Here is a 19,893-nt window from a genome sequence, read left to right on the forward strand (position 1 = left end):
GGCACAAGACACCCTATGGTCAGGCTTGAATTTTCCGCCGTGCTGGATTACGAGGTGATGGCACCCGGCTGCGATTTCATCTTCAACATCCAGGCCGCCTACACACCGCGGCAGCTGGTGATGCATGAATCGCTGGGCCTGAGCCAGCCGGTGGCCACCAGCAGCTATACCGACCCCGCCACGCAAAGCCGCTTTCTGCGCCTGCACGCCGAACCCGGCCACTTCACGCTGAGCTATACGGCGGTGGTGGACTTGGTTCACTACGAGGCGCAGCCGGGCTCGCTGCCCGAGCTGAGCCCGCTGGCCCTGCCCGGCGAGGTGCTGCCTTATCTGTATCCCAGCCGCTATTGCCAGTCGGACCGCCTGCTGACCCTGGCCAACAGCCAGTTCGGCCACCTGCCGCTGGGCTACGGCCGGGCGCGGGCGATCTGCGACTGGGTGCAGCAGCATGTGAGTTTCCAGGGCAATACCAGCAACAGCACGACCTCGGCCATAGACACCCTGATAGAGCGGGTGGGCGTGTGCCGCGACTTCGCGCATTTGATGATCGCGCTGTGCCGCGCGGCCAGCCTGCCGGCGCGCATGGCCAGCGGCATGGACTACGGGGCCGACCCCGCGCTGGGCCCGCCGGATTTCCATGCCTATGTGGAGGTCTACCTGGGCGACCGCTGGTACCTCTTCGATCCCTCGGGCACGGCGATTCCCATGGGTTTTGTGCGCTTTGCCACGGGGCGTGACGCGGCCGACATCGCCTTTGCCACGATTTTCGGCAGCGTGCGCGCGGCGCAGCCGCAGGTCCGCATCGAGGCCGTGCCCAACAGCTTGGGCCAGCTGGTGCTGCCCCAGCATGTGAACTACGCGCTGTCGACCGACGGGCCCTGATCGCCTGAAGCGGGCTGCCCAATTAAAAAAGCGCGCAGGCATTGCGCGCTTTTGTGGGTGGGTCGTGTGCCGCTCAGGTGTGCTGCGATGCCGCCTTGGCGGCGTTGCGGCGGCGTTCCAGAAAGGCCTGCAGCTCGCCGATCACGCCCTTGCGGAAGGCCAGCACGCAGATCACAAAGATCACGCCGATGATGACGGTGACCCAGGAGCCGACCTTGTCGGCCAGCAGGTTTTGCAGCGCGATCACGATGCCCGAGCCCATGACCGGGCCGAAGAAGGTGCCGACACCGCCCAGCAGCGTCATCAGGATGACCTCGCCCGACATGGACCAGTGCACGTCGGACAGCGTGGCAAAACCCATGACCAGGGTTTTCATCGAGCCGGCCAAACCGGCCAGCGCGGCCGACAGCACAAAGGCTAGCAGCTTGTAGCGGTCCACGTTGTAGCCCAGCGAGATGGCGCGTGGCTCGTTCTCGCGGATCATCTTGAGCACCTGGCCGAAAGGCGAATGCACGATGCGCGAGATGAACAGAAAGCAGGCCACAAAAATCGCCACCACCACGTAATAGAGGTTGATGTCGGATTCGAGCGGCAACAGGCCGAAGAGCTTGCCGCGCGGCACGCCCTGCAGGCCGTCTTCGCCGCCGGTAAAACTCGCCTGCAGGCAGACGAAATAAACCATCTGCGCAATCGCCAGCGTGATCATCGCGAAATAAATGCCCTGGCGGCGTATGGCCACCAGGCCGACCAGCAGGCCTATCAGCCCGGCCGCCACCGCGCCGGCCAGCAGGGCCAGCTCGGGCGTCCAGTTTTGCGACTTGATGAACCAGCCGGTGACATAAGCGGCCGAACCGAAGAAGGCCGCATGGCCGAAAGACAGCAGGCCGGTAAAACCCAGCAGCAGGTTGAAGGCGCAGGCGAACAGCGCGAAGCACAGCAGCTTCATCACAAACACCGGATACAGGCCCAGGGAAGGCGCGGCCAGTGCAAGCGCCAGCAGGACGAGGTAGGTGATGCGCAGCATGTTGGTGGCTTTGGTGGAGAGGGCGCTCATGCTCAGACTTCTTTCCCGAAGAGGCCGGCGGGCCGGAACATCAGCACGATGACCATGATGACGAACACCACGATGTTGGAGGCTTCGGGGTAAAACACGCGGGTCAGTCCTTCGACAATGCCCAGGCCCAGGCCGGTGATGACCGAGCCCAGTATGGAGCCCATGCCGCCAATCACGACGACGGCGAAGACCACGATGATCAGGTTGGAGCCCATCAGCGGGTTGACCTGGATGATGGGCGCGGCCAGCACGCCGGCCAGGGCCGCCAGCCCGGCGCCCGCGCCGTAGGTCAGCATCACCATCATGGGCACGTTGACGCCGAAGGCCTGCACCAGCGGCGCGTTTTCGGTGCCGGCGCGCAGGTAGGCGCCCAGCCGGGTGCGCTCGATCAGGAACCAGGTGCCCAGGCAGACCACCAGCGAGACCGCCACCACCCAGGCGCGGTAAATCGGCAGGCGCATAAAGCCCAGGTCCATCGCGCCGGCCAGCAGGTCGGGCACGTTGTAGTTCTGGCCCGACACGCCGTAGATTTCACGGAACACGCCTTCAAACACCAGGGCCAGGCCGAAGGTCAGCAGCAGGCCGTAGAGCGGGTCCAGCTTGTACAGATGTTTGAGGAAAAGCCGTTCGATAACCACGCCGAGGATGCCGACCACCAGCGGCGCCAGCACCAGCGCGAACCAGTAATTCATGCCGAACTGGTCCAGCATGATCCAGGCGGCGAAGGCGCCCAGCATGTAAAGCGCGCCGTGCGCGAAGTTGACGATGCCCAGCAGCCCGAAAATCACCGCGAGCCCCAGGCTCAGCATGGCGTAGAAGGCGCCATTGACCAGGCCCAGCATCAGCTGGCCCATAAATGCTTGCAGGGGAATACCGAAAATTTCCATGGGAACCTGTCAGGACACCGATTGCCGTTAGTCGTGGCGAAAGCCGTAGGGGCTTTGAAGGAAGCAGCCGGTCATTTCTGCGAAATGACCGGCTGGACCAAACCCCTCGTTCTTCTCCGTTTTCTCTTTTCTTGTCAGTTCAAGGCTTGCGCCATTACTTCTTCACGGCCGCGCACTTGGATTCGGCCACCGTGGTGAAGGCCTGCTCGCCCGGCACCTTGGCCACGGTCTTGTAGTAGTCCCAGGGCGTGGTGGACTCCTTGGAGCCCTTGACCTGGAACAAATACATGTCGTGGATCATGCGGCCGTCGGCGCGGATCTGGCCCTTGTTGTAGAAGTCATCGATCTTCATGCCCTTGAGCGTGCTCATGACCTTGTCGGAGTCGGTGGTGCCGGCGGCCTGCACGGCCTTCAGGTAGCTCATGGTGGCCGAGTAGTCGGCGGCCTGCAGGCTCGAAGGCATGCGTTTGTATTTGTCGAAGAAGCGCTTGGCGAACTTGCGCGAGGCGTCGTCCTGGTTCCAGTACCAGCTGTCGGCCAGCTGCAGGCCTTCGGTGTTGGCCAGGCCCAGGGAGTGCACGTCGTTGATGAACACCAGCAGGCCGGCCACCTTCATGGTCTTGCCGATGCCGAATTCCTTGGCGGCCTTCATGGCGTTGGTGAAGTCACCGCCGGCATTGGCCAGGGCCAGGATCTGCGCCTTGGAAGACTGCGCCTGCAGCAGGAAGGACGAGAAGTCGGAAGCGTTCAGCGGGTGGCGCACGGTGCCGGCGACGGTGCCGCCGTTGGCCTTGACCACATTGGAGGCGTCGCCTTCGAGCGAGTAGCCGAAGGCATAGTCGGCGGTCAGGAAGTACCAGCTCTTGTTGCCGGCCTTGACCAGGGCGGAGCCGGCCACCTTGGCCAGCGAGACCGTGTCGTAGGCGTAGTGGACGGTGTAGGGCGAGCAGTCCTCATTGGTCAGGCGGGCCGAGCCGGCGCCGATGACGAGGAAGGGCTTTTTCTTTTCGGTGGTGACCTTGGACATGGCCAGCGCCGTGCCGGAATTGGTGCCGCCTATCAGCATCTGCAGGCCGTCCTTGTCTATCCACTCACGCGCCTTGGACGAGGCGACGTCGGCCTTGTTCTGGTGGTCGGCGCTCAGCACCTCGATGGGGCGGTTCAGCACCTTGCCGCCGAAATCCTGCGCTGCCCACCTGAGCATTTCGGCGCCGGCGGGGCCGTCGATGTCGGCGTACAGGCTGGACATGTCGGTGATGATGCCGATCTTGATCGGGCCGGTGTTTTGCGCAAAGGCGGCGCCGGTCAGGCCCAGGGCGAGCGCGGCAGCAAGTGTTTTGAGTTTCATGGTGTCTCCTGTGATGGATGGGGTGAACGGGGGATCGAAAGGATTTAACAAGGGCAGGCGTGGCGGCCTCAGACGCCGAGGTATTCCTGCAGCATGCCCATGTTGCCGGCCAGCTCGGCCTGGGCGAACTGCTTGACGATGCGGCCGTGCTCCATGACGTAGAAGCGGTCGGCCAGGGGCGCGGCGAAACGGAAGTTCTGCTCCACCAGCACGATGGTGTAGCCCTTGGCCTTGAGCGTGAGGATCATCTCGGCGAGTTTTTGCACGATGACGGGCGCCAGGCCTTCGGAGATTTCATCAAGCAGCAGGAGGCGGGCGCCGGTGCGCAGGATGCGCGCGACGGCCAGCATCTGCTGCTCACCGCCCGACAGCCGCGTGCCGGGGCTGCCCGCGCGCTCCTTGAGGTTGGGGAACATCGTGTAGATCTCATCCAGGCTCATGCCGCCCGGGCCTATGGTGGGCGGCAGCATCAGGTTTTCCTCGGCCGTGAGGCTGGCAAAAATGCCGCGCTCTTCGGGGCAGTAGCCCACGCCCAGCCGGGCCACCTTGTGCGGCGCGAGCTTGATGGCTTCCTCGCCGTTGATCCTGATGGAACCCTTGCGCGCGCCGGTCATGCCGACGATGGCGCGCATGGTGGTGGTGCGCCCGGCGCCGTTGCGGCCCAGCAGGGTCACCACTTCGCCTTCGTTGACCGTGAGGTTCACGCCGTGCAGGATGTGCGATTCGCCGTACCAGGCGTGCAGGTCTTCTATCTTGAGGAGCTCTTTGGTCATCTAGTGGGCTCCCTGCAGTTCGGTGTTCGCCGTGCCCATATAGGCTTCGATCACCAGCGGGTTTTTGGCCACTTCGGCATAGGGGCCGTCGGCGATGATGGCGCCGCGCTGCAGCACGGTGATGCGGTCGGCAATCGAGGACACCACGTTCATGTTGTGCTCCACCATCAGGATGGTGCGGCCGGCCGAGACTTTTTTGATCAGCTGCGTCACGCGGTCCACGTCTTCGTGGCCCATGCCCTGGGTGGGTTCATCCAGCAGCATCAGCTCGGGCTCCAGCGCCAGCGTGGTGGCGAGTTCCAGCGCGCGCTTGCGGCCATAGGGCAGGTTCACGGTCAGCTCGTCGGCGAAAGCGCTGAGGTCGACCTCGGCCAGCAGCTCGCGGGCGCGGCCGTGCAGGTGGAACAGGCTGTCCTCGGCTTTCCAGAAATGGAAGGAGGTACCCAGGTTGCGCTGCAGCGCCGCGCGCACGTTTTCCAGCACCGTCATGTGCGGGAACACGGCCGAAATCTGGAAGGAGCGCACGATGCCGCGCCGCGCGGTCTGCGCGGGCTGCTCGAAGGTGATGTCGCTGCCGTTGTAGACGATGCTGCCGCGCGTGGGCGTGAGGAACTTGGTGAGCAGGTTGAAGAAGGTGGTCTTGCCGGCGCCGTTGGGCCCGATCAGCGCGTGGATATGCCCGCGCTGGACCTTGAGGTCCACGTTGTTGACGGCCACGAATCCCTTGAATTCCTTGGTCAGCCCTCGTGTTTCGAGAATGAACTCCACGGACAAATCGCTCTCCGGCAGGTAAGGGGTTGGACATCACGGGGCGCCAGGGCGGCCGCGGCGGGTATGCAGCCGCGGGCATAGGCCCGTGAAACACAGCTGGTCATCCTAGCCACCCACCTCCGCAGGCGGTACCCGGTCAGACCCTTAGGTAGTTTTGCGTGATCTAAAGCCCCCACGCTTTTCACTTCGCCTTCGGCTTCGTGTAATGCGCGAGGCCTTGCAGGCCGCGGCTCGCGAGACGCTTCGCCTCTGTCGCCTGTCCAAAGCTGCTCAAGCAGCTTTAGAGCCGCAGGCTCCAGCCCCTCGGCGGCGCTGCGCCTGCGGCCCGGCAAAGCCGGTTCCGCGGCCCCTGCTTGAGGAAGAGTGCCGCATCCCGGTAAAAACCGTTGCCTGCCACTGGCCTTTTGCGTTTTTTATTGCTCGCGGTTTCGGTTGGGGTTTCCTTCGCCGCGCGCCTGGCGGGTGGGTTTGTCGGCGGTGGCCTCCCTGGCCTGGGCGGCTTCGCGCTGCGCCTGTTGCTGTTGCAATTGCTGTTGCCGCCGCTGTTGCTGTTCCTGGGCTTGAGCCTGCGCTTGGGCCTGGTGCTGGCGTTGCTGCTCCTGCTGGGCGCGCAGCTGTTGTTGCTGTTGCTGCTGTTGTTGCAGGTGCTGCTGTTGTTGCAGATGTTGTTGCTGTTGCTGCCGTTGCGCGGCCTGCTGCTGGCGCGCGTTTTCCTGGTCGCGCTGGGCCTGTTCGCGCAGGGCGCGCTGGCCTATGGCTTCTTCACCCGAGCGGCGCTGTTGTTCCAGCTGGGGGGCTTGCAGCTTTTCCCTTTGTTCCCGCTGTTCTCTCTGCTGCCGCTGCTGTTCGCGCTGGGCTTGCTGCTGGCTGCGCTGGGCCTGTTCGGCGGCATGGCGCTCGGCCTCGGCGCGGGCTTGCGCGCCGGCATTGGCTGCCTGGGCGCGTTCCTGCGCCTCGTTGCGGGCCCGCGCGTCGCGCTGGGCCTGCTCGCGCAGTGCGCGCTGGCCTATGGGCTCTTCACCCGAGCGGCGCTGCTGCTCCAGCTGGGGGGCCTGCAGCTGTTCCTTCTGCTCTCGTTGCTGGCGTTGCAGTTCGCGCTGCGCGTGCTGGCTGGCTTCGGGGGCGCTGCGTTCCGGTGCGGGCGCGGGACGTGCGGCTCCCGCGGCAACGGGTGCGGCGGGGCCGGCGCGCCGCTCATCGCGGTTGCTGTCATCGCGGCGGCCGTCACGGCCATCACGGCGCTCATCGCGCCTGTCGTCCCGGCTGCTGACCACGGGCACGGGCCGTGCGGCCACCGCCGGTGGCGGCAAGGCGGCAGCGGGGCGCTGCCGTTCACGAAGCTCCGCGGGGTTGGGGCGTTGCGGCAGTGCGCCGCGGTCCGCCACGAGTTGCGCGCGGCCCAGGTCGGCACGGCTCAGCGCCTGCTGCACGCGTACCGGCCGGCCGCGCTCGAAGTCTTCGCGGCTGACAGCCGTCACGGCGGCGGGCAGGCGCTGGTAGCGGTACACATTGGTGACGTTGTTGGTCACGTTGACGGTCTTGTTGACCACGATGTTGTTGTTCACCTGCGTGACGTAGCGTGGGCTCACGCGGTAGGCCGGGCGGAAGGCCTCGCCGGGCGCCAGCGGGAACCAGCCCACGCCGGGGCGCGGCGCGCCGCCTACTGAGATGTTCCAGCTCACGCCACCGCTGCTGCCGCCCACAAAAGCGACCAGCGCGGGCGCGTACACCGGCCGCGGTGCGAGCCGCCCGGGCACCCAGGCCCAGCGCGGGCCTATCTGCGCCCAGCGGCCGTAGTGAAAGGGCGCGAAGCCCCAGGGCGCGTCGTCCACCCAGGTCCAGCCCCAGGGCGAGACCCAGGCCCAGTGGCCCATGCGGTAGGGCGCCCAGTTGACGGGCACGGCGCGCGGTATCCAGATGGCGCCGTAGCTGGGGTCCTGGCTCCAGCTGCCGTAGCTGTCAAGCTGCTGGTAGCCCACGGTTTCGCGCGGCACATAACGCGCGGACACCGACTGGTCCTCGAGCCGGTCGCGGTTCGCGGCCCATTGGTCGAAGTCATCCTGGCGCGAGGCGCCCGGCCCGGCCGGCACCAGCTGCGTGCCGCTGAAGTTGGCCTGCTGGCCGGCACCCAGGTTGACCGAGGCCGAGTTGTCGCCGTAAATCACGCCGCCGCCCGTTTGCGCGATGACGCGCGTGGTGTTGCCGGCCGGGTCCACGTCGAGGCGGTAGTCGCCGGGCTGCGAGACCACAAAAGCCAGGTTGGGTGTGTCGATTTCCAGGCGCTGGCCGTCAAACAGCTGGCGCACGCGCAGCTTGAGCGTGCCCTGGGCCAGGCGCAGCTGGGTGCTGTTGTCGTCCAGCGCGAGCAGGTCCAGGCTGGTCTGGCCGTTCATGCGCACGGCGGTGGAGCCGGCATGGAGTTCGGCGCGGGCCTGCGGGCCCGTCCACAGCCTGTCGCCGGCGGTCAGCGGGCGGTTCAGCGCGGCGGGTGTCCAGGCATCGCTGGCGTCGGCGGGCGCAAAACTCACGGCGCCTTCGGCCAGGTTGAGCCGGGCCACGCGGCCGGGCGGGTCCAGCGCATCGGCCTGCGGCGCGGGCTGCTGGGCCCAGGCCACGGGCTGCAGCAGCGCCAGCACAAAGGCAACCGCCAGCAGCACGAGGTACCAGTAGAGGTCGGAAAAGCGAAAGCCCCGGAAATCATGGCCGGTGTCGTCGCGCAATGGTTCGATGTCGGTGCGGGTCATGGTGCACGCTCTCTTCCTGTCGTTGCGGGCTCATCGCGGATGAGGCCGATGGATAGTCCGTATGGAGGCTGTGGCCCTATGAGGACCACCATACCCATGACAACGCGCCTGAAGATGGATGGAGTGCTAACAAGCGGTAAAGATTGCGCCATTCGCGGGGGCGATGAAACAGGATGTAAGGCACGGGCACCGAAACACACCTAAACGATGTGCGACGATGTCGTCCATGCAAGATTTCTGGCCTTCCAGCGGCTTCAAACAATTGCGCCGCAGCCCGCGCGGCTGGCTGCAGCCCACCGACGATTACCTGCGGCTGTTCCTCGCGCGGCCCGAACTGGCCCTGGTGCCGGAGTCCTGCGAAGCCGAGCGTGCCCTGCATGCCGCGCTGGCGGCTGCGCCCTCAAAGCCGGTGGCGCCAGCCGAACTGCAAGCGCTGGAGGACGCCGACGCGCGGGACAACTATGCGCATTTCCTGCGCTTTCGCGACGGCCTGCTGGCCGCGGGCACGCTGGAGGCCTACTACCTGGGCCTGTTTCCGCGCGACGGCACGGGCCGCGTGGACGTTCCGCCGCTCTTTATCGACCTGATGGTGCAGGCCATGCTGCGCAGCCTGCTGGACGATTGCACCGATGCCTATGAAGTGCGCGCGGCCGAAATGCTGTTTCGCCCGCAGCGCATCAGCACCGAAGGCGGGCGGGTGCTCAGCGGCGACCTGGCGGTGCTGGACATGCTCCATGACACCGGCGGCGTGGGTGACTTCGGCCGCTTCCTGGCCGAGGCCGGCGCGCCTGTGCCCGCCATTGAACTGCGGGTGCTGGCTGAGGACAATGCGGCCGCCTATTGGCAAGAGACCGAAGGGGCGGGCGGCCACCGTTTTCTGCTGGACCTCACGCATGAGCTCAACAATGAGCTGGGCCACGGCCTGGTGCTGACCGTGGTGCGCGCGCACTCGGGCCTGAAAGCGCTGGCCGCCGTGCTGCAGAAATGGATTGCCCATTTGCTGGGCGTGGCCGTCACCATTCGGCCAGTGCAAAAGGTGGACGATGAAGCCTGGCGCTGGCATGTGGGCCTGGACGCCGGGGCCACGGCGCTGCTCAATGATTTGTATGAAGGCCGCGAGGTGGAGCCGGCGCGCCTGCAGCGGCTGGTCAGCCTGTTCCGGCTGGAGTTTGCCGACCCGCGCGAGATGCGCGCCGACGTGGCGGGCAAGCCGGTCTACCTGGGAATGACGATGGACGCCGGCGGCGTGCTCAGGCTCAAGCCGCAAAACCTGCTGGTCAACCTGCCGCTGCCGGACGCGGCCTCCTGATCGCGTGCTGGGGTAAGAGCCGTTCAGAAAATCCAGCGAAGCGGTCCTGGCTAGGCGCGTCGCCGCAGACAGTGCACCAGCACGGCAAGGCGGCGCAACAACGCCAGGAGGGTTTTGTGAACGGCTCTCAGTCGCTGCCCTCCACCTCCACCACCAATACGCGGGCCTCGCCCACCGGCGAGGCGACATGCTCGGTGCCGGCGCTCGCGAAAAAGATGTCGCCGGTTTCCAGCATCACCGAGCATTGGCCGCAGTTGTCGCGGTAGCGCATCTCGACGCGGCCATCGAGCACGGCAAACACTTCCTCGCCTTCGTTGATGTGCCACTTGTAGGGCTTGTCGGTCCAGTGCAGCCGGGTGGTGATGCCCTGCATATTGGCCACCGTCATCGCGCCCCAGGCGCGTGTCGCGGTGAAATCCTTGCTTCGAATGATCTTCATGTGGGTCTCCAACAGGTGAGCGCGTGGCGCAATGAAAGCCACGCCATGCTACGTCGCGGGGCCGCCGCAAACATGAATTCTTCGGTGTGGATTGATTCCGTATCCGCATCACTGACATGAGCGGCCGAGGGCTAAGATGACCGCATGAAAACCGTATTGCTGCCCGGTGGCGAAGCCGTTCCCGCCCTCGGCATGGGCACCTGGAACATGGGCGATGCGCGCTCGCGGCGCGCCGATGAACTTGCGACCTTGCGGCTGGGCCTGGACCTGGGCTGCACGATGGTCGATACCGCGGAAATGTATGGCGAAGGCCTGTCCGAGGAACTGGTCGGCGAAGCGCTGCAAGGCCGGCGCGATGAGGCCTTTGTCGTGAGCAAGGTCTATCCGCACAATGCGTCGAAGGCCGGCATGGTGGCGGCCTGCGAGCGCAGCCTGCGCCGCTTGCGCACCGACCGCCTTGACCTCTATTTGTTGCATTGGCGCGGTTCGGTGCCGCTGGCCGAAACCCTGCAGGCTTTCATGGCGCTGCAAAAGGCCGGCAAGATCAGGCACTACGGCATCAGCAACCTGGACATCGCCGATATGAAAGAACTGTGGGCTTTGCCGGGTGGGCAGGGCGTGCAGGCCAACCAGCTGCTCTACAACCTCACGCGGCGCGGCATCGAGTGGGACTTGCTGCCTTGGCTGCGCGAGCGCCGCGTGCCGGTAATGGCCTATTCACCGATTGAGCAGGCGCGCCTCTTGCGCCATGCGGGCCTGGCCCGCTTCGCCAAAAACCACGGCATGACGCCTTCCCAGGCTGCGCTGGCCTGGCTGCTGGCGCAGCAAGGCGTGATCGCGATCCCCAAGACCAGCCACCCGGACCGCTTGCGTGAGAACGTCGCGGCGGCCGGCATTGAGCTCTGTGCCGGTCAGCTGGCTGAACTGGACGCGCTGTTCCTGCCGCCGACAAAACCGGTTCCGCTGGAGATGATCTAGCCCAGTGCGCTGCGCCGCTTGATCGGCTCGTCTTACGCCTTCAACCGGCGCGACGGGTCGGTCTGGTGCAGGTATACCGCGAAGGTGTCCCATGGGATGCTGATTGCGAGCCGCGACATGATGCGTCCGATCTCGCCGCGATGGTAGCCACTATGGATGACAAGGTGGGTCAGAATTTCCTCGCGTGACATGCACCCTTGGTCCCCGTCGGTGAACACAAAGGGCACGGATTCGGACAACAGTTCAGGCGTGGCGGTTTCCAGGTAGTTCAGGTACCAGCGGTCGGAAGCCGTCAGCGCCTGGCGCAGGTCTTCGAGTGTGGGTGTGTCCGGCGTGTTGTCTGCGGCAAAGTTGTGCGGAGCACCGACGAGATGCGCCGCGAATATCCGGTCAACGATGTAGTTGTGGTTGAGCAGCCGCAGGGCGGCCTGCTGGTCTTCGGCATGCAGCTTGGCATCGAAGCCCTTCATCTTGTCCAGGAACTCGGCATTGGCCCAGGCGCGGTAGCTAAAAAGGGTCCGCAGCAATGCGATAGCGCTCATGTTGAAGGTGTCCTTTGTCGTTCGAGAAATGTGAGTACCATGTACACATATTCATGGGAATGGGGTCACGTGTCTACTCGCATTTCAGCGGCACGGTCATCGATGCGCAAAGAGCCGCGCCAAGCGCGTTCCCGGGCTACGGTGGAGGTCATCGTTCGGGCCGGGGCTCGCGTTCTGGCCGACCGGGGCTGGGCCGGCTTCACGACGAACGAGGTGGCCGAGGTCGCCGGCGTCAGCATTGGCTCCATTTACCAATATTTCCCCGACAAACTGGTGTTGGTAGATGCCATCCGGCGCCATCACCTGGACGACGTGCTGGGGGTGCTGCGAAAGGCCGGGCAGGGCGTGTCGCTGGACCAGCTGATTGATGATCTTGTGGACGGCATGGTTGCGGCGCACAGTCTTCATCCGGCGCTCCATCGGGTGTTGCTGGACGAGGTGCCCGGCGACGCCGGAGGAGCCGCGCATCGCGCGTTCGAGTCCGAGTACCTGGAGCGCTATCGAGCGATTGTTGCCATGTCCGGCCGCGGGGAGGGCTTGGTGACCGAGGTCATGGTGCAGGTGCTTTCCTCGGCGGTGGAAGGCGTGATCCACAACGCTGCCCGCAGGGGGGCATTGAAATCACCGGAGCTGAAGCGCGAAATCGTGGCCATGATTCGCTCATACCTGATCCCGCAAGGTCATGTGACATAGGCCGCTGTTGCACTGGAAACGGCGAATTGCCACGGGCCCATCGCCGGCCGCGAGGCCGGCCCCCGCGGATCACGGCCCATCCAGGCCTTGTATAGACAGGTCGGCGAATAAAATCGAGGGTCAAAAACCGGCTGCACGCGGGGCGCCCATCATTGGCCTTATGCTTGCAAGCCCCATCTGGAGACCTTCCCCCATGCTTCGCAAAATCCTGTCCTTTCTTGCCCTCGCGTTCGTGCTCTGTGCCGCGCAGGCCCAGAGTTATCCCACCAAGCCCATCCGCCTGATCGTGCCTTTCCCGCCCGGCGGCGGCACCGACATCCTGTCGCGCCTGGTGGCCACCAAACTCACGGAGGCCAGCAAGTGGACGGTGATTCCCGACAACCGCGGCGGCGCGGGCGGCACCATAGGCATTGCCGAAGCCGTGCGCGCCGCGCCCACGGGCTACGACATGGTCATGGGCCAGAAGGACAACCTGGTCGTCGCGCCCTGGCTCTACAAAAACCTGAGCTACGACCCGACCAAGGACCTCGTGGCCGTGGCCCACGTGGCCTACACGCCGGTGGTCATCGTCACGGGCGTGCAGTCGCGCTTCAAGACCCTGGCCGACGTGGTGGCTGCCGCCAAGGCCGCGCCCGACAGCGTCACCTACGGCTCGCCCGGCAACGGCACCACCATCCACCTGGCCGGCGAAATTTTCAACAGCGCCGCCAACATCAAGCTGCGCCACGTGCCCTACAAGGGCTCCAACCCGGCCATGATGGACGTGCTGGCTGGCAATGTGGACCTGATGGTGTCCTCGCTGCCCTCGGCCATCGCCCAGATCAAGTCGGGCAAGCTGCGCCCGCTGGCCGTCACCTCGGCGCGCCGCAGCACCTCGCTGCCCGAGGTGCCCACCGTGGCCGAGCTGGGCTACAAGGACTTTGACGTCAGCACCTGGTACGGCCTCTTCATGCCGGCCGGCACGCCCAAGGACATCGTGGCCACCGTCAATGCCGAGGTCAACAAGCTGCTGGCCACGGCCGACATGAAGGCCGCCATCCACGCCCAGGGCGCCGAGGTGCAGAACATGACGCCCGAGCAGTTCTCCAGCCTGCTCAAGACCGACTATGTGAAATGGAAGAGCATCGTGCAGGCTTCCGGCGCGACCATCGAATAAGCGCTTTTTTCAAGGCTTGCTTCCTGCATAAGGCGGCGTCCATCAGGGCGCCGCTTTTTTTTCGGGCAGGCTCCAATCGCTACGTGAAAACCCTAGGAGGCGAAAGCCAAGGCGCATGACATGATCTAGTCATCTATAGGACTAGATCAATCATGAGCGCACCTCTCCTGACCGTGGTGCCCGCCGAGCCGGGCCAAAGCCGCTATGCCGCGCTGGCCGCCGCCTTGCGAGCGCGCGTGGTGGCGGGCGAATGGCCGCCGGGCAGCGCGCTGCCGGCCGAGCAGACCCTGGCCGCCGAGCACGGCGTGGCGCTGGGCACACTGCGCCGCGCGCTGGAACTGCTGGCCGGCCAGGGCCTGATTGAACGCATCCACGGCCGCGGCACTTTTGTGCGCGCCGGCTTGACGGGCGGCACCATGATGCGTTTCTTTCGCTTCGGCGAGGGCACGGGCGAGGTGCCGGTCTCGCGCATCGTGTCGCGCCAGCTGCTGCTCGCGCCCGCCGAGGTGGCGCGCCGCCTGGGCCTGGCGCGCGGCGACACCGCGCTGCGCCTGCAGCGTGTGCGTTCGCTGTCGGGCCAGCCCTGTGTTTATGAGGAAATCTGGCTGCCGCTGGCCTTGTTCGCCGGGCTCGCCGAGGGCGATACCGCCGCCTGGGGCGATTTGCTCTACCCGATGTTCGCCGAGCGCTGCGGCGTGCACGTGGCCCGTGCGGTCGATGAAATTGCCTTCGGCGTGCTGACCGCGGCGCAGGCCAGGCACCTGGCCCTGTCGGCCGGCCACCCCTGCGCGCTGGTCACGCGCAGCGCCTACGACCTGGCCGGCCGCTGCGTGGAAGTGCGCCACACGCGCGGCGACGCCCATGCCTTTCACTACACCGTCACCATCACCTGAACACGTTCTTGCACGTCCCTGAACCATCCCTGACACCGGAGAAACCATGCCAGCCAAACCCCATCACCCCGCAACCGCGGCCCGGCCGTTGAACCGCTCGCGCCGCCTCATGCTGCAGGCCACCGGCGCGGCCGTCGCCGCACCCTGGGCTTTTGCCGCCAGCGCGGCCGGCCAGATCGCCGGCGGCAAGCCGATCACGCTGGTCGTGTCTTATGCCGCGGGCGGCGGCGCCGACCTGATGGCGCGCCTGATCGCGCCGCGCCTGGCGGAGTTCCTGGGCCAGCCCGTGCTGGTGGACAACAAACCCGGCGCCGGCGGCCAGATCGCCGCCACCCAGGTGGCGCGCGCCACGCCCGACGGCACGCAACTGCTGGTCGATGCCTCGTCCTTCGCGGTCAATCCCGCGCTGTATCCCAAGCTGCCTTACGACGTCGACACGGCCTTCGCGCCGCTGGCCGTGCTGGCGCAGTTTCCCAATGTGCTGGTCTGCACGCCCGGCTTTGAAGCCAAAAGCGTCAAGGACCTGATACGCCTGGCCAAGGCCAAACCCGGGCAGATCGCCTATGCCTCCTCGGGCAACGGCTCGGCCCAGCATTTGGCCGGCGCGCTGTTCGAGGACCTGGCCGGCGTCAAGCTGGTGCACGTGCCGTACCGCGGCGGCGGCCCGGCCATGAACGATGTGATGGCCGGCCAGGTGCCACTGTTCTTCGCCAACGTGGCCTCGTCGCTGGGGCAGATCCAGTCGGGCCGGCTGCGCCCGCTGGCGGTGACCAGCCGACGCCGCACGCGCTCGCTGCCCGACATGCCGACCATGGAAGAAGCCGGCGTGCCGGCCTACGAGGTGCTCGAGTGGAACCCGGTGCTGGCCCCCGCCGGCATAGACGCCAAATCGAAGGCCGCGCTGGTCGCGGCCATCCGTAAGACCATGGCCGACCCCGAGGTGCTGGGCCGTATTCGCAGCCTGAGCGGCGAAGTCTTCCCCGACGGCCCCGAAGCGCTGACCGTGGCCTTCCTCAAGGCCCAGCAGCTCAAGTGGGGCCGCATCATCAAAGACCGCAAGATCACCGCAGGCTAAGACATGCGGCATGCAGCGATAGCACCGGTGGCGCCCGGCTGGGACAGCCATGTCCATGTGTTCGATGCGCAAGCGCCCGTGGCCGCGGGCCATTACCGTCCTGTGCACCGGCCGCTGGCCGACATTGAGCAACTGGCCCAGGCCTACGGCTTCGGCCACCTGGTGCTGGTGCAGCCCAGCGTCTACGGCACCGACAACAGCGTGCTGCTCGACGCGCTGCGCGCCGGCCGGGGGCGGCACCGCGGCGTGGTGGTGCTGCCGCCCTCGGTGGACGACGCGGCGCTGGCCGCCATGCATGCGCTGGGGGTGCGCGGTGTGCGCTTTAACCTGGTATCGCCCGTCGGCGACAGCCTGAAAGCGGCGCAGAGCGGCGCGATGGAGCGTTTCCAGGCCCTGGCGCCGCGCCTGCGCGCGCTGGGCTGGCATGTGCAGTGGTATGCCTCGCCCGAGGACCTGCCGGCGATCGCCGCCCTGCATGCCGCCCACCCGGTGCCCGCGGTGCTGGACCACCTGGCGGGCATGCACGCGGGGATAGCGCCCGGCCACCCGGCCTGGCGCGCGCTGGAGCAGCTCACCGCCCAGGACGCCTGGGTCAAGCTTTCGGGCTGGTACCGCCTGGGCGCGCAGGCGCCGTATGAGGCGCTTTATGACGTGATCCGGCGAATGGCGGCGCTGTTCGGCCGTCGCCTGGTCTGGGGCTCCGACTGGCCGCATACCGCCTTCGCGCCCGACGCGCTGCCGGCCTATGCCAGTACCTGGGAGCCCGTGTCGCGCGCGCTGACGGCGGTCCAGAAGCAATGTGCCAGGGAGCTGGCGCCGGCCGCCCTGTACGGCTGATCGCCCCCTGCAGCGGCCCGGAGCCCGGAGTGGCTTAAAATCACGGGCTACGCCATTTTTAACCGGAGTTCTCCATGCCCAAGAAAATCAGAGTCGAAGCCGACATCTGCGCCCCAAAGCCAGTCCCTCCCAAGGGCTACACCATCACCACCGGCCGCGGCCAGAAGATCAGCCTGGAGCGCGGTTCGCACACCCGCAGCAAAAAGAACCCAGGCAAGCGTCCTCACCAGGGTTGAGCCGGTTCTGTTGATGCGGCCCAGGTCGCATCCATGAAAAAAGCGCCTTTTCAGGCGCTTTTTTCATGCCCAATAGGTGAGAAATTTAGAAAAAAGCCTGGACTCATCGTAAAAACGCCCCTTGACGGCAGCCCGGCTTGATTTCTAATCACTCCATACGTCATCGGGGGGAATTCAAGAATGTTGTCCAGAATTGCGGTGCTCCTGGTCCTGGGGTGCGGATGGTTTTCCATTTCAAGCGGCCAGCCGGTGACAAACCGCATGGCAGCGGTAGAGACAAGAACCACACATACATTTCCCGTGGCGATCTACCGGAACATCAGCGTGAAGGATTTGAACCAGATACTGGTCGCTTCATTCTCGGGGTTCAACTTTTCCCCGCTGGGCGCCAGAAAAGACGCCGACGGCGCCACGGCCTTTGAGTTCTCCTATCCCATCGATAAGAACGGCAAATCCGACACCGTGATTTTTGAATTCAAAGTCGACGGCACCGTTGTCAATAACAAATGCATGAACTGCTTTTTGCGGTGGGGCGGGATACGGAACGAGGGCAACATAGCGAAACTGCCGTGGATGGCCCAGTACGATCTGACCAGCCGGCTTTACCAGGACATCGATCAAGCGTATGCGTCCATTAAAAACAAGTCGCTGAACTACCTGGATCCTCAACACGGGTTTGATTACAAAAACATGTGGAGCGGGGAGCGAAATCGCCCGGGTTACGACAACTCCTACGTCAAGGTCAAATTGCCGGATTTGAAGCGTGAATTGGTTCGTTCCTTCACGGATTCCGGGTTCATTCTGCTGCGCGACAGCAATCCTGCCGCTGATGCTTCTGACTCCGTCTTGGCATTCTCATTCCCGATTGACAGCGATAAACCCGATGGGGTGGCCTACGCCATTCGAATTTCGAGCCAGTTTGATGCCGACGGCCTTTGCTACCCTTGCGAAACTAAGCCGGTGTATAACCCTTACCAAACATTGCCGCCCGCTGGTCTGTCTGCAATGTCCGGCAGGCTGACGCTGGCTTCGCGGTTTGAGTCTGGCCTCAACAGCGCATACGATCGAACCGAGGCGGCTACGCTGCGCTATCTTCGGCCAAGAACACAGTTCACACGGCAAGCAAAACTTGTTCCACCGGGCTCACCGCTGCCGCCTCCTCTTCCTCCGACATGAGTCTGCGCTTGCTGGTTGGCCCGGCCAATCACGGCCCGCTTCTCTACGGACCGTGGTTTGACGGGCTGTTCCTCTTCGGCACAGTAGGCATCGCGCTGGTCCTGGGCGCTTTGGCCATGATCTCACCGGCGATGTTTGTGGCGGTGGTGTTGGTGGATGTCTGGTTGTTCGCCAGCCCTCACGTCATTGCCACCTATACCCGGATCGGGTTTGACAAAGCCCGCGTCAAAAAGCACTGGTTCCTGGTTTTTGCTTTGCCGCCCATCGTGCTGGTTCTGGTCACGATGGTCGCGCTGGCCTATGAGCTGGGTGGCCTGTTCACCCTGTATTTCATTGCCCAGACCTACCATGTCACCCGGCAGTCCTTCGGTATTTCAAGGGCGTACAGAAGGGCCGACCCGCAAGCGGCGGGCCCTGATCGTTTGTCGGAAAGCCTGATCTATCTCTTTCCCCTGTGGGGTTTGATGCATCGGTGTGCAGCGGCCCCCGACTTTTTCTATGGATATCCCATCTATCTTCCGCCTGTTAACGCTGCGTTGGCCGACGCAACAGGCATAGTCGCCATCCTTGCCGGCGCATGGTGGGCATATCGGCAGATACGCCTTGCGCTGGCGGGGCGGCTTAACGTGGGACACAGCCTGTTTGTGGCATCGCACCTGCTTGTCATCAGCGTGGCCTACCTGTGGGTCACGGACATCACGTCAGGGTGGCTGGTGGTCAATATCTGGCACAACCTGCAATACCTGCTGTTTGTCTGGCTGCAAAATGTCCGGCGTAATGCGCAGGGGCCTATCGATACCCAGGATCTTCAGCGCCTGGTGAAGCCCTTGAAAAACGCGGGCAAATACCTGGCCGTATGCCTGGTGCTGGGTGCAGTGATGTACCAGGCGCTGTCGGTGGCCGGCCAGCAATTGGTCTGGCTGGGCCTGCCCACCGTGTTCATCCTGCATTTCACCGTGAATTTCCATCACTACCTGGTGGACGGCGTGATCTGGAAAAGACCTAAACCCGGCGCGTGACGCAGCCGGCGCGGGCCTGGCCGGTTTCAGCGCTCGAGCGCAGCCGCCATGCGGTGCGGCATGAGGCGTTCGCGTGGCGCTGCGCCGCCCCAGAGGCTTAGCATCAGGTCGACGATGACCGGTCCGAAATCCTGGTGCGGAATTTCGACCGAGGTGAGCCACGGGGCGAGCCAGGCATTGATCGGGTTGCCGTCGATGCCGACCAGCTCGCAGTCGCCGGGCACCCGGATTCCGCTCTCGCGGGCCACGCGGTGCAGCCCATAGGCGACCTGGTCGCTGATGCACATCGCGCCGCGCGGCCAGCCACCGGGCGCCGCGAACTGGGCCGCGGCGGCGTAGCCGATTTCCAGGTGCGAGATGCCGGGGGCCTCCACCCGGCGGATCCGGTCGGCCGACAAGCCCCTGGCGACGGCCCGCTCGCAGAAGCCCTGCACGCGTTCCCGGGTCGTGGACGATCCGCGCGACGGAAATACCACGGCCGGCGCATCGATGCCGCGGTCGAGCAGGTAGTCCGCGGCGGCGCCGCCGGCCGCCAGGTTGTCCGGCCCCACGAAGGCGCAGGTGCCGAACGGGCTGCGCCGGCTCACGAAGACCATGGGCGCACCGCGCTCCACGAAGTCGCGCAGGCCGTCACTGGGCTGCGCCGCGACCATCACGTAGCCCTGCACGACCTGCGAACGCATGGCGTTGAGATAGTCGTCCTGCAGCTCCGGCCGGTCGTGCGTGTCGCACAGGATCATCGTGTAGCCGGCCTGGCGCAGCGCGGCCTCGGTGGAGGCGGCCAGCGTGGCCATCACCGGGTTGTCGAGGTTGGCGGCCAGCATCGCGACCAGGCGGCTCTCACGGCTGCGTAGCGCGCGCCCCAGCTGGTTCGGGTGGTAGCCCACGGTCTTGATCGCCTCGCGCACGCGCGCCAGCGTCTCCGGCGAAGCCCGCCGGGTCTCGCCGTTCACGATGCGCGAGACGGTGGAGATGGAGACGCCGGCCTGCACGGCGACTTCGCTCAGCGAAACCGGGCCGACGCCCTTGCGCCTGCGCGGGGTGTCGTCGGTCATCGCTGCGGGCGGCAGGCCTGCCGGGT

The 19,893-nt window shown here is 65.4% G+C and carries 20 protein-coding genes; 11 read left to right on the top strand and 9 right to left on the bottom strand.

The window, feature by feature from the left end:
* The first annotated feature begins 15 nt into the window (after nt 1-15).
* Entirely contained in the window at nt 16-882 is an 867-nt protein-coding gene (locus ACEN9P_RS13840) for a transglutaminase-like domain-containing protein (protein ID WP_477661599.1), read from the top strand.
* Between the two features lie 73 nt (nt 883-955).
* Here ACEN9P_RS13840 and ACEN9P_RS13845 read toward each other — a convergent pair whose 3' ends face one another.
* The 6 genes from ACEN9P_RS13845 to ACEN9P_RS13870 form a co-directional block, all read right to left on the bottom strand.
* Entirely contained in the window at nt 956-1,936 is a 981-nt protein-coding gene (locus tag ACEN9P_RS13845) for a branched-chain amino acid ABC transporter permease (RefSeq protein ID WP_477661600.1), read from the bottom strand.
* 2 nt (nt 1,937-1,938) lie between these two features.
* A complete protein-coding gene (locus ACEN9P_RS13850) occupies nt 1,939-2,823 on the bottom strand; it encodes a branched-chain amino acid ABC transporter permease (RefSeq protein WP_477661601.1) in 885 nt (294 codons plus the stop codon).
* Nucleotides 2,824-2,977: 154 nt separating this feature from the next.
* Nucleotides 2,978-4,171, bottom strand: coding sequence for an ABC transporter substrate-binding protein (locus ACEN9P_RS13855; RefSeq protein ID WP_477661602.1), 1,194 nt, complete (start codon nt 4,169-4,171; stop codon nt 2,978-2,980).
* A 68-nt stretch (nt 4,172-4,239) separates the two neighbouring features.
* Entirely contained in the window at nt 4,240-4,944 is a 705-nt protein-coding gene (locus tag ACEN9P_RS13860; protein ID WP_477661603.1) for an ABC transporter ATP-binding protein, read from the bottom strand.
* Nucleotides 4,945-5,718, bottom strand: a complete 774-nt coding sequence (locus ACEN9P_RS13865; protein ID WP_074575888.1) for an ABC transporter ATP-binding protein — start codon at nt 5,716-5,718, stop codon at nt 4,945-4,947.
* 410 nt (nt 5,719-6,128) lie between these two features.
* Nucleotides 6,129-8,459, bottom strand: coding sequence for a DUF6600 domain-containing protein (locus ACEN9P_RS13870; protein ID WP_495619578.1), 2,331 nt, complete (start codon nt 8,457-8,459; stop codon nt 6,129-6,131).
* 226 nt (nt 8,460-8,685) lie between these two features.
* Here ACEN9P_RS13870 and ACEN9P_RS13875 point away from each other — a divergent pair, with 226 nt between their 5' ends.
* Nucleotides 8,686-9,768: a DUF6352 family protein gene (locus tag ACEN9P_RS13875; protein ID WP_495622181.1), complete on the top strand. Its 1,083-nt coding sequence runs from the start codon at nt 8,686-8,688 to the stop codon at nt 9,766-9,768.
* Nucleotides 9,769-9,895: 127 nt separating this feature from the next.
* Here the strand turns inward: ACEN9P_RS13875 and ACEN9P_RS13880 are convergent, their stop codons facing one another.
* Nucleotides 9,896-10,207 (bottom strand): cupin domain-containing protein, encoded by a 312-nt coding sequence (locus ACEN9P_RS13880; RefSeq protein WP_074575890.1) that lies wholly within the window; start codon nt 10,205-10,207, stop codon nt 9,896-9,898.
* Between the two features lie 144 nt (nt 10,208-10,351).
* Here ACEN9P_RS13880 and ACEN9P_RS13885 point away from each other — a divergent pair, with 144 nt between their 5' ends.
* Nucleotides 10,352-11,185, top strand: coding sequence for an aldo/keto reductase (locus tag ACEN9P_RS13885; protein WP_495619579.1), 834 nt, complete (start codon nt 10,352-10,354; stop codon nt 11,183-11,185).
* A gap of 32 nt (nt 11,186-11,217) precedes the next feature.
* On the opposite strand, the gene ACEN9P_RS13890 is transcribed toward ACEN9P_RS13885, so the two are convergent.
* A complete protein-coding gene (locus ACEN9P_RS13890) occupies nt 11,218-11,727 on the bottom strand; it encodes a DinB family protein (RefSeq protein ID WP_495619580.1) in 510 nt (169 codons plus the stop codon).
* Between the two features lie 102 nt (nt 11,728-11,829).
* On the opposite strand from ACEN9P_RS13890, the gene ACEN9P_RS13895 reads away from it, so the two are divergent.
* The 8 genes from ACEN9P_RS13895 to ACEN9P_RS13930 all read left to right on the top strand — a co-directional run bounded on the left by ACEN9P_RS13895 (nt 11,830) and on the right by ACEN9P_RS13930 (nt 18,812).
* Nucleotides 11,830-12,420, top strand: coding sequence for a TetR/AcrR family transcriptional regulator (locus ACEN9P_RS13895; RefSeq protein WP_477661608.1), 591 nt, complete (start codon nt 11,830-11,832; stop codon nt 12,418-12,420).
* Nucleotides 12,421-12,613: 193 nt separating this feature from the next.
* A complete protein-coding gene (locus ACEN9P_RS13900) occupies nt 12,614-13,576 on the top strand; it encodes a Bug family tripartite tricarboxylate transporter substrate binding protein (RefSeq protein WP_477661609.1) in 963 nt (320 codons plus the stop codon).
* Nucleotides 13,577-13,728: 152 nt separating this feature from the next.
* The gene (locus tag ACEN9P_RS13905; RefSeq protein ID WP_477661610.1) at nt 13,729-14,469 is read left to right on the top strand and encodes a GntR family transcriptional regulator; all 741 of its coding nucleotides are present in this window, start codon (nt 13,729-13,731) and stop codon (nt 14,467-14,469) included.
* 46 nt (nt 14,470-14,515) lie between these two features.
* Nucleotides 14,516-15,544 (top strand): tripartite tricarboxylate transporter substrate binding protein, encoded by a 1,029-nt coding sequence (locus tag ACEN9P_RS13910; protein WP_495619581.1) that lies wholly within the window; start codon nt 14,516-14,518, stop codon nt 15,542-15,544.
* Between the two features lie 3 nt (nt 15,545-15,547).
* Nucleotides 15,548-16,381: an amidohydrolase family protein gene (locus ACEN9P_RS13915; protein ID WP_495619582.1), complete on the top strand. Its 834-nt coding sequence runs from the start codon at nt 15,548-15,550 to the stop codon at nt 16,379-16,381.
* A 74-nt stretch (nt 16,382-16,455) separates the two neighbouring features.
* The gene (locus tag ACEN9P_RS13920) at nt 16,456-16,617 is read left to right on the top strand and encodes a hypothetical protein (RefSeq protein ID WP_007863796.1); all 162 of its coding nucleotides are present in this window, start codon (nt 16,456-16,458) and stop codon (nt 16,615-16,617) included.
* Between the two features lie 180 nt (nt 16,618-16,797).
* A complete protein-coding gene (locus ACEN9P_RS13925) occupies nt 16,798-17,793 on the top strand; it encodes a hypothetical protein (RefSeq protein WP_495619583.1) in 996 nt (331 codons plus the stop codon).
* A complete protein-coding gene (locus ACEN9P_RS13930; protein WP_495619584.1) occupies nt 17,790-18,812 on the top strand; it encodes a hypothetical protein in 1,023 nt (340 codons plus the stop codon). The genes ACEN9P_RS13925 and ACEN9P_RS13930 overlap by 4 nt, the downstream gene beginning before the upstream one ends.
* A gap of 26 nt (nt 18,813-18,838) precedes the next feature.
* On the opposite strand, the gene ACEN9P_RS13935 is transcribed toward ACEN9P_RS13930, so the two are convergent.
* Complete coding sequence (locus ACEN9P_RS13935) at nt 18,839-19,867, bottom strand: LacI family DNA-binding transcriptional regulator (protein WP_495619585.1); 1,029 nt, start codon at nt 19,865-19,867, stop codon at nt 18,839-18,841.
* Between the last annotated feature and the right edge of the window lie 26 nt (nt 19,868-19,893).

It is taken from the genome of Polaromonas sp. Polasp52, from assembly GCF_059491565.1.